Origin of the sequence: Paraburkholderia ultramafica, from assembly GCF_902859915.1 — a bacterium.
Lineage (GTDB): Bacteria > Pseudomonadota > Gammaproteobacteria > Burkholderiales > Burkholderiaceae > Paraburkholderia > Paraburkholderia ultramafica.
In genome coordinates this window covers 135,660-148,097 of record NZ_CADIKK010000012.1, presented here as the reverse complement: position 1 = coordinate 148,097, position 12,438 = coordinate 135,660, and the positions used below count along the sequence as shown (strand labels likewise).

The 12,438-nt window shown below is 63.9% G+C and carries 11 protein-coding genes; 1 reads left to right on the top strand and 10 read right to left on the bottom strand.

The window, feature by feature from the left end:
- Window position 1: 1 nt before the first annotated feature.
- The 6 genes from HV744_RS14810 to HV744_RS37995 all read right to left on the bottom strand — a co-directional run bounded on the left by HV744_RS14810 (window position 2) and on the right by HV744_RS37995 (window position 5,962).
- Window positions 2-2,119: an FUSC family protein gene (locus tag HV744_RS14810; RefSeq protein WP_175150229.1), complete on the bottom strand. Its 2,118-nt coding sequence runs from the start codon at window positions 2,117-2,119 to the stop codon at window positions 2-4.
- Between the two features lie 35 nt (window positions 2,120-2,154).
- Window positions 2,155-3,213, bottom strand: a complete 1,059-nt coding sequence (gene mdtN / locus HV744_RS14805; protein WP_175150228.1) for a multidrug transporter subunit MdtN — start codon at window positions 3,211-3,213, stop codon at window positions 2,155-2,157.
- Between the two features lie 21 nt (window positions 3,214-3,234).
- Complete coding sequence (locus HV744_RS14800) at window positions 3,235-3,477, bottom strand: YtcA family lipoprotein (RefSeq protein WP_175150227.1); 243 nt, start codon at window positions 3,475-3,477, stop codon at window positions 3,235-3,237.
- 395 nt (window positions 3,478-3,872) lie between these two features.
- Window positions 3,873-4,820 carry an electron transfer flavoprotein subunit alpha/FixB family protein gene (locus HV744_RS14790; RefSeq protein ID WP_175150225.1) on the bottom strand — a complete coding sequence of 316 codons (948 nt, stop codon included), beginning with the start codon at window positions 4,818-4,820 and terminating at the stop codon, window positions 3,873-3,875.
- Between the two features lie 16 nt (window positions 4,821-4,836).
- Entirely contained in the window at window positions 4,837-5,586 is a 750-nt protein-coding gene (locus tag HV744_RS14785; protein WP_175150224.1) for an electron transfer flavoprotein subunit beta/FixA family protein, read from the bottom strand.
- A gap of 244 nt (window positions 5,587-5,830) precedes the next feature.
- The gene (locus HV744_RS37995) at window positions 5,831-5,962 is read right to left on the bottom strand and encodes a hypothetical protein (protein WP_281363647.1); all 132 of its coding nucleotides are present in this window, start codon (window positions 5,960-5,962) and stop codon (window positions 5,831-5,833) included.
- A 350-nt stretch (window positions 5,963-6,312) separates the two neighbouring features.
- On the opposite strand from HV744_RS37995, the gene HV744_RS14780 reads away from it, so the two are divergent.
- A complete protein-coding gene (locus tag HV744_RS14780; RefSeq protein ID WP_175150223.1) occupies window positions 6,313-9,045 on the top strand; it encodes a winged helix-turn-helix domain-containing protein in 2,733 nt (910 codons plus the stop codon).
- Between the two features lie 20 nt (window positions 9,046-9,065).
- On the opposite strand, the gene HV744_RS14775 is transcribed toward HV744_RS14780, so the two are convergent.
- From HV744_RS14775 to HV744_RS14760, 4 genes are all read right to left on the bottom strand, one after another.
- Window positions 9,066-9,227, bottom strand: a complete 162-nt coding sequence (locus HV744_RS14775; RefSeq protein ID WP_175150222.1) for a hypothetical protein — start codon at window positions 9,225-9,227, stop codon at window positions 9,066-9,068.
- Window positions 9,224-10,057 (bottom strand): poly(3-hydroxyalkanoate) depolymerase, encoded by an 834-nt coding sequence (gene phaZ, locus HV744_RS14770; RefSeq protein ID WP_175150221.1) that lies wholly within the window; start codon window positions 10,055-10,057, stop codon window positions 9,224-9,226. The genes HV744_RS14775 and phaZ overlap by 4 nt, the downstream gene beginning before the upstream one ends.
- Window positions 10,058-10,130: 73 nt before the next feature.
- Complete coding sequence (locus HV744_RS14765; protein WP_175150291.1) at window positions 10,131-10,553, bottom strand: phasin family protein; 423 nt, start codon at window positions 10,551-10,553, stop codon at window positions 10,131-10,133.
- A 63-nt stretch (window positions 10,554-10,616) separates the two neighbouring features.
- Complete coding sequence (locus HV744_RS14760) at window positions 10,617-12,251, bottom strand: alpha/beta fold hydrolase (protein WP_246279047.1); 1,635 nt, start codon at window positions 12,249-12,251, stop codon at window positions 10,617-10,619.
- Between the last annotated feature and the right edge of the window lie 187 nt (window positions 12,252-12,438).

Below are 12,438 nucleotides of genomic sequence, written 5' to 3'. Positions count from 1 at the left end.
TTCATGTCTGGACAGCCTCTGAAGAGGACGCCGTGACGGGAGCCTCGAGGCGCCAGTCGGGTAGCCCCGCTACCTGTCGCGCCAGGTCTTGCGCTGCGGCGATCAGCGGCATGTCGGCGGTTTCGGCGGGCTGCGCGGCGATGTCGACCCGTCGCGGCGCGTGGGCGACGGGCGGATTGGCGGCAAGGTCGTCCGCATATCGGTTGATTTCCGCGCAGGCCTGGTCCTGCGCGGCGCGCGCTGCGTGGTCGATTTGCGGACTTGCCGAACCAGCTTGCGCGGCCAGCGTGCTACTCAGCGCATTGCCGGCGAGCATGATCTCCCGGCCTTGCGCAAGGACGGTTTGCGCGCGCAGTGTCAGTTGCGCCTGCTCGCCTTCCTGCCAGCTGGGCTCGAGTGCGACGCGCGAGAGCGTCGCCTCGCAATCGGCCAGCGCGGCCCATGCCTGCAACTGACGCTGCGCAGCGGGCAATTGATCCGGTATCTCGACGCCCTGGCGTGGCGCGGGCAGTTGCGCGGCGATGGCGCGCAGCATCGTGGCGAGTTTCTGCCGCAGCACGTCGCCTTCGCCCTCACGCCAGAACGACATCTGCACGAAGGTCGCCACGCCGACGCCCAGCAGAATGCCAACCATCCGGTCGCGGATTTCGGTGAGATTGGTGGTCGGCGAGAACTGTTCGAGCAACGCGAGCGAGAAGGTGAACACCACCTGGATGCCCGCGTAGGCGATCCGTTCGGAACCGGCGGCTAGCCACGCGCCGAGCGCGATGACGGGCAAGCTCATCAGCAGCAGCCCGACAATGTCGTCGAGGTGCGGAATCACGAACACGACCATGAACAGCGCCAGCGCACTGCCGGTGGCTGCCCCGGCAACGCGCAGCAAGGCCCGCTGCATCGATGCGCCGAGGCTCGGCAGCGCGACGATCAGGCACGTCAGCATGATCGTGTGAATGCCCTGCCAGTCGACCGCGTTGTAGAACACATAGCAGACCAGCACGGCCAGCAGCGTCTTCAGCGAAAAGCGCAGGTACGCCGGATTGGTCCATGCGTCGGGCACGACCATCGGCTCGCTCGCGGGCGGCTTATCGGGAGCGGCACCGGGTGCCGCGCCGCTCGCAACGAGATCCGCGAATGCGTGCAGCGCGCGCTGCAATTCGGCTGCGGCGGGAAACGTATCGGCGGCAGCGCGCTCTTCAGGGGTTGCCGTGCGCACGTAGCGATACGGCTCGCCGCTCATGACCGCTTCGTCGAGCGCCGTGCAGTTCGCGCGCAGCTCGCGCAACATCGCTTGCGCAGCCGAGGGGCCCGGCCCGCTGACGGGCAATTCGCTCGCGCCGCGATAGAGGCGCGACACCGTGGCAATGCACGCAAGCTGCAACGCCTGATGCTCGCGATAGTGCGCGTCACGCATCGTCGTGAACCGCAGCAGCTTTTGCAGCGTCAGCGCGCCTTGCTGGACCTCCGCCAGCGTGATCGGCGCGGCGTTCGTGCCGCCGTCGATCAGTTGCGTCAGCCGCGCTTGCAGCACCGTCAGTTGCCGATGGATTTCCGCTTTGAGTTGCAACTGCGGTTCGGCGGGCAACAGCAGCGTATTGACCACGAGCGTCAGCGCGATCGGATAGTTGACGGCGACCCAGACCCACAGCACCGTCCGGATCAGCAGGTCGGCCTGATCGGTCTGGTCGACGAAGCTCTGCACGTAGATGATGACGATGGCGACGATAAAAAACACGACGCCGATTTTCAGAACCCGTAACAGGTACACGCTGCCGAAGAACAGCAGACTCGCGACGACGATGCGCACTAACGGGTAATCGAACGTGAACTTCAGCAGCAGGATCGACAGACCGATGCCAAGCGTCGATCCGATGATGAACATCAGGCCGACCAGCCGCGTCACCACCACGTTGGCCTGCGTGACGTAAAACACCACCAGCAGCGACAGCGCGAGCGACGGCACCTCGAGCGCCATCGACACGACGATCACGATGGCGCTCGTCAGCATGCAGCGCAACATCACGTTGAGGCGCCCCGGAAAAGGCGCAAGCTCGCGCGCGAGGAAAGCGCCGGCATCGCGCAGCATAACGGGCATAGCGGGCAGGTAGTCGGCGGCAGCCATCGGCGTTCCTCAGTGGCGTTCCTCAGTGGCGTCCCTTAGTGGCCTGCGCCATCGCTGCCGCGCCCGGGGTGCAGCACCGCCACCGCCGATGTTCCGACGCGAAACAGTTCCGGGTTCGGTTTGTCGACGCGGATTTTCACCGGGAACCGCTGCGATACATGGACCCAGTTAAGCGTGCGTTGGATGCGTGGCAATCCGCCCGGCAACGCCAGGCCGCCTTCGTCGGATGCGATGCCATAGCTGATTGAATCGACGGTGCCCTGGAAGCGCTGGCCTGTATCAATCATCAGGTAGACCGTGGCGGGCGTCCCCGCGCGAATGCCCTTGAGTTCGGTCTCGCGAAAATTCGCGACCACGTACCAGTTGCGCGTATCGATCAGCGTGAAGACCGGTTTGAGCGCCGACGCGAACTGCCCCAGCGAGGTCTTCAACGACACGACACGTCCGTCGAAAGGCGCCCGCACGGTCGCATATTCGAGGTTCAGCTCAGCAATCGCGATCTCGGCCATGACGACGGCACGTTGCGCGACCAGCGCGTCGACGCCGCTCACAGCCGCTGCCGCCTGCTGCGCCTGCAATTGCGCGGCGCTGAGTTCGGCCTGGGTGGCGCGTTGCGCGGTACGGGCGCGGTCGACATCCTCCGCCGATACGTAACCATGCGACAGCAGCGGCTCCATGCGGTTCAGCGTGTCGGACGCCTGGCCGGCCGCCGCTCGCGCGCGCTCGACAGCGGCGCGCACCGACTGCGCGTTGTACTGCTGCGCATTGACCGTGCGCTGCGTCAGTTCGATCTGGTGGTCGAGCGCGATCAGGGACGCCTTGCCCCGCGTCAGCGCATCCTGGTACGGACGCGGATCGATGCGAAACAGCAGATCGCCCTGCTTCACCGCCTGGTTGTCGCGCACCGCCAGCTCGACGATACGGCCGTTGACTTCGGGCACGACATCGATCGTATCCGCGTAGACGTAGGCGTCGTCGGTGCGCGGCGCGCGGTCCAGCTGGCGGATGACGAAAACCAGCAGCAAGAGCGTCGCCACGACCAGGATGATGGCCGGCCATGCTCTGTTCTTTGTCTTGTTGGCAGTCGTCGCCATTGCATCGGTCCTGAAGGAGATTCAATGCTGGAACAGCATCAACCAGACAGCAAGTGCGAGGAATGTGACGAGCGTGGGATACACCACTGCTGAAGGTCCCAGCAGATGGTCGGCCTGAAAACGCTTAAGAATCAGATAAATGACGACCGCGAGCACAACGCCCGCGACGATACAGAACAGCCAGTCCGGAAAGTACGCGCCGAGCACGCCAATGGACGGCGCGTTCACGCACCCCGACAACGGAGTCGCGCAAATCGCGGCCATGCCGATTGCGCGCTTTGGACATCTGCCTCTGGCGAGTGGAGTGTGCCGTTTCAAAGCAGTCCCTGTTGTTGGAATCGTGTTACACCTTGCAGATAGGCCGATGCGTTTTTCCCTCGCGCGCACTAAAAGATGTGACGCCAGCTTTACGACGCGTCGAGAAGCGACAACAAAGCGTCGCCATCCAAATCGTCACAATAACGCCGAAAGAGGCATTTTGCATTACATCGATATGTAATGTCGCCGCAAGAAACAATGATATAAAGCCACATCTGTTCGATGTGAAGCCGGGCTTTCCATAATTGTCTGCAAATTCGAGCCGATCGTGCCCAGAGCCGTCATCACGAAGCGCATGTCGCGCAGGGGTGCAATATAAGTGCTCATCATCGACTCCAGCATCAGTTCTGTTGCAGCTTGTCCAGTTCACTGGACAACTCGGGCAATACCTTGAAGAGATCGCCGACGATCCAGTAATCGGCGACCTGGAAAATCGGCGCTTCCTCGTCCTTGTTGATCGCGACGATCACCTTCGAGTCTTTCATCCCGGCCAGATGCTGGATCGCACCGGATATGCCCACCGCGATATAAAGTTGCGGCGCGATGACCTTGCCGGTCTGGCCCACCTGATAATCGTTCGGCACGAAGCCGGCATCCACGGCTGCGCGCGACGCGCCGACTGCCGCGTCCAGCTTGTTGGCGATGTCTTCCAACAGCGCGAAGTTTGCGCCGGAGCCCATGCCCCGGCCGCCGGAAATCACCCGTTGCGCCGCTGTCAGCTCGGGCCGCCCGGAGCGGGTCAATTGCTGGCTCAGGAAGCGCGAGCCCGGGACCTCGACGGTCGGCGCGAGCGGTTCGATCGCCGCGGTGCCGCCTTCAACAGGCGCCGCCGCAAAGGCAGTCGTGCGGACGGTGATGACCTTGATGGGGTCCGCGCTTCGGACCGTCGCCAGCACGTTGCCTGCGTAGATGGGGCGAACGAACGTATCGGCGGACTCGACTGCAACGATGTCGGAGATCTGCGCGACGTCGAGCAACGCAGCCACACGTGGCAGCGCGTTTTTCGCGGTTGTGGTGGCGGGCGCCAGCACGTGGCTGTATTCGGCGGCAACCGTAGTGATCAACGTGGCCAGGTTCTCGGCCAGCGGATGGGCGTAGTGCGGCGCATCGGCAACCCGCACGCGGTTCACGCCGGCGATGTTCGCGGCCTGTTCGGCCACTTTCGCGCATTGCGATCCGGCGACGAGAACATCAATCTCGTCCCCAAGACGCGCGGCGGCGGTGATGGTGTTCAGCGTCGCTGCCTTCAGCGTTTGATTGTCATGCTCTGCAATAACGAGTATGGACATGTCTCTCCCCTTCCTGTCAGATGACGTGTGCGATGTTCTTCAGTTTGGCCACGAGATCCGCGGCGTCGGCGACGCGAATGCCGGCCTCGCGTTTCGGCGGCTCCGCGAGCTTCAGCGTCGACAGCCTCGGCGCGATGTCGACGCCGAGGGCATCGGGAGTCACGACGTCGAGCGGCTTCTTCTTCGCCTTCATGATGTTGGGCAAGGTCGCATAGCGCGGCGTGTTGAGGCGGAGATCGGTGGTCACGACGGCCGGCAGATCGACCTCGATCGTCTCGAGTCCGCCGTCGATCTCGCGCGTCACGGTCGCCTTGCCTGCCTCGACGCCCAGCTTCGATGCGAAGGTCGCCTGCGGCCAGCCGAGCAGCGCGGCGAGCATCTGGCCGACCTGGTTCGCGTCGTCGTCGATGGCCTGCTTGCCGAGCAACACCAGTTGCGGCTGCTCCTTGTCCACCACCGCCTTGAGCAGCTTCGCCACGGCGAGCGGCTGCAACTCGGCCTCGGTCTCGACGAGGACGCCACGGTCGGCGCCTGTCGCCATCGCCGTGCGCAGCGTTTCCTGGCAGCCGTGCACCCCGCAGGACACGACGACCACCTCTGCCGCCACGCCGGCTTCCTTTAAACGCACGCCCTCTTCCACGCTGATTTCGTCGAAGGGGTTCATCGACAGCTTCACATTCGCGATGTCGACGGCGCTGCCGTCTGCTTTCACGCGGACTCTCACATTCGCGTCGACGACGCGTTTGATGGGAACCAGTACTTTCATTGCCTGCTCCGTTTTGGATAAAAGGCTCCACCCGCCGGCCAGATGGGTCGGTCGAAGGTGTCGCTTCGTATGCCGGGGATATGTGCCGGCCGCTCACGAGGCGGCGCACATGCTGTCGCGTTCAGCTCGCCACGGCAGTCACACTTGCCCGGTGAAGACGCGCTCGCGCCGCTCCTCGAACATGTCGACGAGATAGCGTTCCAGTGGCTTCCCGGACGCGGTCTTCGGAATCTCCGGAACGACCTCAACCCAGGTGACGACGCAACTCGCTTTGAGCCGCCGGGTTGATGAACTCACCGTCATGGCGAATGCCACCGCCTTTGCGATACTCGAAGAAAAGCCAGCCGTTCCCGTCCTCGCGCACGACGTCGCCCATCTGCAGCCAACCGTCTTTGCACTTCTTCGCCGAGGCTTCGGGATTGCGGAAGTACTCGACCCAGGTCAGAGGTTGTGCACTGCAATGCGAACCAATGCGCCAGACATGTCTCCTCCTTTGGTTGGCGTATCATTTCCTGAGCAACGCACCGGTTCAGGTCGCGCCCGCCGAGGGGCAATCACCCATGACCAGCCGGCGTGCCGCACCGTTGCCGGTGGTGGAATTTCGATCTCCGCGCTGGTATCCATGGTGTCTCAGTGCGGCGCGGCACAATATCCCCCTTACAGGGGAGCGAGACTGCATGGATGGGGAACGGCAGTCAGGGTCAACCCGAGCGCCTGGAGCAGCCGATGCACGTGATAGCAGCGATGCCGCCGAACCCGCCACCCCTCTTCCTCGCGACGAAGGTCTTGCCGCCACGCCTTCCCGCCGGACTGATCGAGCGGCCACGGCTCATCTCGCTTGGCCGGCAGGCGGAATACAAACGGCTCACGGTCATCAAGGCGCCTGCCGGCTTCGGCAAGACATCGCTTGCGCTCACGTGGCTCGGCCGGCTGCATGCAGGTGGCGCATTTGTCGCGTGGCTTTCTGTCGACACGGAAGACGACGAACCCGCGCGCTTCTTCCATCACCTTGCACAGGCATTGCGTAACGCGTGCCCGAGCGTCGGCGCGTCCGCGATCAGCCTGACAAGCGAGGCGTCGCTCGTGCCCGCGCACCCGGTCGTATCGACACTGATCAACGAACTCGTCGAGGTCGACGACGAGGTCTATCTGTTTCTCGACGACTATCACCTGATCAGTCTGCCCGCCATTCACGACGCGATGTCGTACTTCATCGCGAATGCATCGTCGAACGTGCATGTCGTGATCTGCACGCGGGGCGATCCACCATTGCCGCTCGCCAGCCTGAGAGCAGGAAACGACCTGCTGGAAATCGACGCGTCGACACTGCGTTTCAACTTCGACGAAACCCGCAGCTTTGTCGAACACGAATGCCCCGGCGGAATGCGCGCCGCCAGCGTCAAGTCACTGTTCGCGAGCACGGAAGGCTGGGCCGCGGCGCTGCGTATTTCCGCTTCGGTGCTCTCGCGAGACGAATCCAGGCCGGGTTGGGACGTGAGTGTGCCGTCCGGCGCTTCGCGGCCGTTCGCCGCCTACCTCGAAGACATGCTCAAGCGTTTGCCGGCCGACATGGTCGGGTTCATGTTGCGCACGTCGATACTCGACCGCCTGACAGCGTCGCTATGCGAAGAGGTCACCGGCATCGCGGCTGAGCAAGGCATGCTGGACACCATCGCTGCACGCCAGTTGCTGCTCGAACCGCTCGACATCGAAGGACGCTGGTTCCGCTATCACCATCTGATGGGCGAGTACCTGCAGCGGCGGCTGGAAATGCAGCATCGCGATGAAGTGGCGGACCTGCATCGCCGCGCGTGCCGGTGGTACGCGTCACAGGAGCTATGGACGGACGCTGTCAAGCACGCGCTTGCCGCAAACGATACGGAACACGCCGTCTCCCTGATGGGCCATTGCGCGATGGCGCTCGTCACGAAAGGCGACCTGCTCACGCTGCTCGGCTGGCAACGGCAGTTCCCGGCGCATCTGATGCGCGGACAGATCAAGATCACGCTCGCCATCGCGTGGGGGATGTCACTCGCGATGCGTTTCGACGAAGCGCTCGCGATGCTGGATGCGACCGAGCGCGACGCCGGCGCCGCCGCGGGCGACACACCCGATGACATCCGCTGGGAATGTCAGGCGATCCGCTCGGTAGTGGCCGCGCTGCAGGACGACCCGCCGCGCGCCCTTGCAATCGCACAAGCCTGTCTCGAGCGGCCGTCGACCGACAGTTGGACCACCAACGTCGTCTCCAACGTCGTGCGCTTCGGCCACTGGAAAGCAGGCAACCTCGCAGCGCTGTACGCGACACCGTGGATCCCCTATTCGCTCGAGGAAGACCAGCGCAACGTCTTCGCTTCGGTCTACCGGCTATGCCTGCTCGGCCACGCGGAAATGCAGCAGATGCACTTCACGCTTGCCGAGCGCTATTTCACCGAGTCGAAACAGCTGGCCGAGCGGCATGCCGGTCCGAAATCCGTCTCGGCCGCGCTGTGCGCACCGATGATTGCGCAGATCTGGTACGAGCAAGGGCGGCTCGACGAAGCGGAAGCGTTGCTTGTCGATCTGATGCCGGTGATCGATCTGGCGGTTCTGCTCGATAGCACATTGATCGCCTATCGCGTGCTCGTGCGGATCGCCGCCTCGCGCTCCGACACCCGGCAGGCCTATGCGTTGCTCGATCGGGCGCAGGCTTTGGGTTATGCACGCGGCTGGGACCGGCTGATTGCCGGCGTTCTCGTCGAGCGCGCGCGGCTCTATCTTGCCGAAGGGAGGACGACGGAAGCGTCGGCATGTGTCGTGCAACTGGATCAGCTGGTGGGCTCCCGTTCCTCCGCCGCGCATTCCGTCTCGCCGGAGATCGAAACCTATCGCGCCATGGCGGTGGCCTGGGTGGCGATGGTCGAGATCCGCACAGAGGAAGCGGTCGAATCGTTGACCTCCGCTTTACGAAGCGTGGAAAACCGGCATGGCGACTATCTCGCGCTACGCTTGCGCACCGTGCTCGCGCTCGTCTGGTTGCGCGCGAACGAACAGACCCGCGCCGTCGCAATCTTTCGCGAAGTCCTCAACGCCAATCGCGGCATCTACCGCTCGATTCTCGACCAGGGGCCGGAAATCGGACAGCTTCTGCGTGCGGTGCGCGACGACACGCGATCCAGTCCGCAGACGAAGGAGAGCGTCGCGTATGTCGATCGTCTGCTGGATGGCTGGCGGGCGTTGTACGAGCCCGACGCCAAACCAGCGCGCGACGCCGAGCGTGAGCCGTTGAGCGCACGGGAGCGCAGCATCGTCGAGCTGATTGCCCAGGGGCAGTCGAACAAGGAGATCGCGCGCACCCTCGGGATTGCGCCTGAAACCGTCAAGACCCACGTCAAGAACGTCTTCGTGAAACTGGAAGTGGACAAGCGCGCGCACGCCGTTGCGCGCGCGCAGGCGCTGGGACTGGTTGCAGCCGGTTAGTGCGGGTCCAGCCGCGCGTTTCACCGCGCGACGACGAGTGTGGCGGCGTGCAGCAGCACGCCGACCACGAGCAGGCACACCGCCGTTCGCCGCATGCGCTGCAAGCCTCTTGCCTTGTGGTCTTCGCGTGCATGAGCAGTGGCAGGCCGCGCACCATCGCCACCGTCCGCGAAAAAACTCAACTCGCCTCCTGGCGGAGAAATCGGCGCACCACAGGCGCGACTTCACTCGCACGCGAGATGAGAAACAGGTGACCGTCATCGATCACATAGAGCGTCGCATCGCGGATGCGGGCGGCGAGAATCTTCGCGTTGGCCAGCGGCACGATCGGGTCGTCGTTGCCGTGCATGACCAGTGTCCGCTGGCGCAATGCACCGAGCCACGGCAGGCTGGTCCAGCCCGAAACGGCCAGCAGTTGATAAACGTAGCCACGGCCGCGCGGTGGCTGGATATGCCGGCTGTGCGCCTTCAGCAGCGACGGATCGCGCCGGTAAGCGCCCCCATATATTTCCGCGCCCACCTGTTGCAGGTAGGCGGGATCGGTGTAGCGACGCGGCCCGATCAGCTTCGACAACACCGACAGTTTGCCCGGCACCATGAAGACGCCGGGCGAAGTTGCCGCGAGAATCAGCCTGCGGCAACGCCCCGGATACAGACGCGCAAACTGCTGCGCCAGCGCGCCGCCCCACGATACGCCGAGCACATCGACGGCCCCGTGATGGCCGAGCCGCGTCAGCAGCTTGTCGGTCAGCACGGACAACGTCGAAAAGCGATACGGCACGAGCGGCGCGGGCGAGCCGCCAACGCCGGGAATGTCGAAGATGATGACGCTCACATCTTCGAGCGCCGTGACGAACGGCTCCACCAGTTCGAGGTTCGCGCCGATGCCATTGAAAATGAGCAGCGGCGGCGAAGCGTCGCTGCCACGCCACGTGGCGACACGCAGCGTCTGACCGTCCAGATCGATCATCTGGATCTGCATGCTGCAAGCAGACTCGAGGCTCGTGTGCATTTCTCGTTTCCGGATGATCTTCAGGAAGGATACTTCATTCGAGGCGTCGGCAGGCCACATCGGCTGCGCCGCATTACTTCTTCGGCTGAAGGAGCGTCTTCAGTTCCTCGACGTGCTCGGCGACGCGCTTCGTGACCACGGCGAAGCTGTCCGACTGCGCACGGTAAGCCGTGTCGGCAAGCTCCCGCATATCCACCAGCGCTTTGCGCAGAGTCTGCTGGACCACTTCGCCGGTATTGGCGGCGGGCTGGCCTGCCGGCTGGGCGGTGCGCGTGACGAGCGACTGGAATTCGGTCAGCGTGGTGCGGAGGATGTCCGACTGCTTCTGAGCGAGCGACTGCACGCCTGCCAGCGCGGTCGTGTTGGCTTCGGCGATCGCCTCGATGTCCTTGCGGCGCGATTCGAGGATCGCGCTCACGTCGATGCCGGGCAGCTTGAACTGTCCGATAAGCTTTTTATACCCGGTGAAAATGCTGTTCGAATTGGTTGAATCCATCATCGCTACTCCAGAGAAACTGCGTTAAGAAAATGACGGCCGCCATGCGGCCAACGGTGCACGTCATGCTTCCATGACATAGGTTCCCGGCGCCTTCACCCCCGCGGGGTGCCGCTGGTTGCCGAGTGTCGCCGGTGCGGGCCGCTGATCGCCGGAACGGTTCGCGAGCCACGTGCGCCAGTTGCTCCACCACGAGTCCTTTTCAGGCTGGGCACTGGCGAGCCACGCGTCGGCCTTCGCCGGCAAATCGGGATTGAGGAAGAACTTGGCCTTCGGATTGCCCGGCGGATTAATCAGACTCTGGATATGACCGCTCGAACTCAGCACGAAGCGCGTGTTGCCACCGAACGTGCGCGCCGTGTTGTACACGCCCTTCCACGGCGTGATGTGATCGGTCATGCCGGCGACCACGTATTTGTCGCATGTCACTTCGGACAGGTCGACCGGCGTACCCAGCACCGTCAGCGCGCGAGGCTTGCTGAACAGATTGCCCGTGAAGATATCGAGCAGTTGCCCATGCATCGCCGCGGGCAGCCGGGTCGCGTCGTTGTTCCAATAGAGGATGTCGAACGCGGGCGGCGCTTTGCCGAGCAGATAGTTGTTGACCCAGTAGTTCCAGACCAGGTCGTTGGGTCTCATCCACGCGAACACCCGGCCCATCTCTTCGCCGGCGAGCACGCCCTTCGACGTGCTGTTCTGCTTGGCGGCCGCGATGGCTTCCGGCGTTGCAAAGAGACCGAGCTGCGAGTCGGTGGTATTGTCCAGCACGGCGACCATCAGTGTGGCCGCATTGACGCTCCTGTCACCACGGCTTGCGAGGTGGCCGAGCAGCGCCGAAATCGTCATCGCCCCCGAGCAGGCGCCGTGCAGGTTGACGTCGTCGCTGCCGGTAATGTCACGCACGGCGGCGATCGCTTCGAGGAGCGCGGCGACATAGGTATTGAGATCCCAGTGACTCTGCGCGGCGGTGGGATTGCGCCAGCTCACCATGAACACCTGGAACTCGCTCTTCACCAGGTAGTCGACGATGCTCTTGCCGTCGGACAGGTCGAAAACGTAGAACTTGTTGATCTGCGGTGGCACGATCAGCTGCGGGCGGGCGTACACATGCTCCGTGGCCGGCGCGTACTGGATCAGCTCGAGCACCTCGTTGCGAAACACCACCGCGCCCGGCGACGTGCCGAGATTCTCGCCCACCTTGAACGCCGTCTTGTCGACCTGCGCGGGCATGCCCTGGTTCTGCAGCATGTCCGTCAGGAGGTTTCTGACGCCGCCCAGCAGGCTGGCACCACCCGAATCGATGATCTTCTTGAGCGCCGCCGGATTGCCGAGCAGCGTGTTGGTCGGCGACAGCGCATCGGTGAAGAGCGACAACACGAACTGCGCGCGTTCCTTGCTCTTCGAGTCGAGCGCGGAGCGCTCGACAAACCCCGTCAGCGCGTTACGCCACGCGACGTAGCCTTGCAACGCCATGCGGTACAGCGAATTGTTCTGCCACGCAGGGTCGGTGAAGCGCTTGTCGCCTTGCGGCGGCGTGCAGTCCGCGCTGCCGCCGAGCACGGCCATAAGATCGCGGGCGAGCGCCGCCTCCTGCTCCACGAGCAACGCGGGTTGCCGCAGCGCCTGGACGCCGATCTGCTGCGCGGTTGCCAGAATATCGCGCGGACGCAGCCCCACGAACGGGTTCGGTCCCAGCATCCCTTCCGCGGCCGAGGCCGCGAGGTCGTCCGGCTGCTCGCTCCGTGCCGTGCTTTGGGCCGTGCTTTCCGTCCTGCTTTCCGTCGTTCTTTCCGTCGTTCTTTCCGCAGTTCTTTCCGTCGTTCTTTCCGCAGTTCTTTCCGCAGTTCTTTCGTTAGTTGCCGCCATCTTGCTGCTCCTCCAACAT

What these genes read in the sequence shown, in the direction of transcription:
- HV744_RS14800 (WP_175150227.1), bottom strand. Translation starts at nt 3,477, where the DNA reads ATGGCCGCGATTTGCGCGACTCCGTTGTCGGGGTGCGTGAACGCGCCG.
- HV744_RS14810 (WP_175150229.1), bottom strand. Translation starts at nt 2,119, where the DNA reads ATGGCTGCCGCCGACTACCTGCCCGCTATGCCCGTTATGCTGCGCGAT.
- phaZ (WP_175150221.1), bottom strand. Translation starts at nt 10,057, where the DNA reads ATGCACACGAGCCTCGAGTCTGCTTGCAGCATGCAGATCCAGATGATC.
- HV744_RS14760 (WP_246279047.1), bottom strand. Translation starts at nt 12,251, where the DNA reads ATGCTGGGACCGAACCCGTTCGTGGGGCTGCGTCCGCGCGATATTCTG.
- HV744_RS14785 (WP_175150224.1), bottom strand. Translation starts at nt 5,586, where the DNA reads ATGAAAGTACTGGTTCCCATCAAACGCGTCGTCGACGCGAATGTGAGA.
- mdtN (WP_175150228.1), bottom strand. Translation starts at nt 3,213, where the DNA reads ATGGCGACGACTGCCAACAAGACAAAGAACAGAGCATGGCCGGCCATC.
- HV744_RS14765 (WP_175150291.1), bottom strand. Translation starts at nt 10,553, where the DNA reads ATGGATTCAACCAATTCGAACAGCATTTTCACCGGGTATAAAAAGCTT.
- HV744_RS14790 (WP_175150225.1), bottom strand. Translation starts at nt 4,820, where the DNA reads ATGTCCATACTCGTTATTGCAGAGCATGACAATCAAACGCTGAAGGCA.
- HV744_RS37995 (WP_281363647.1), bottom strand. Translation starts at nt 5,962, where the DNA reads ATGGGCGACGTCGTGCGCGAGGACGGGAACGGCTGGCTTTTCTTCGAG.
- HV744_RS14780 (WP_175150223.1), top strand. Translation starts at nt 6,313, where the DNA reads ATGCACGTGATAGCAGCGATGCCGCCGAACCCGCCACCCCTCTTCCTC.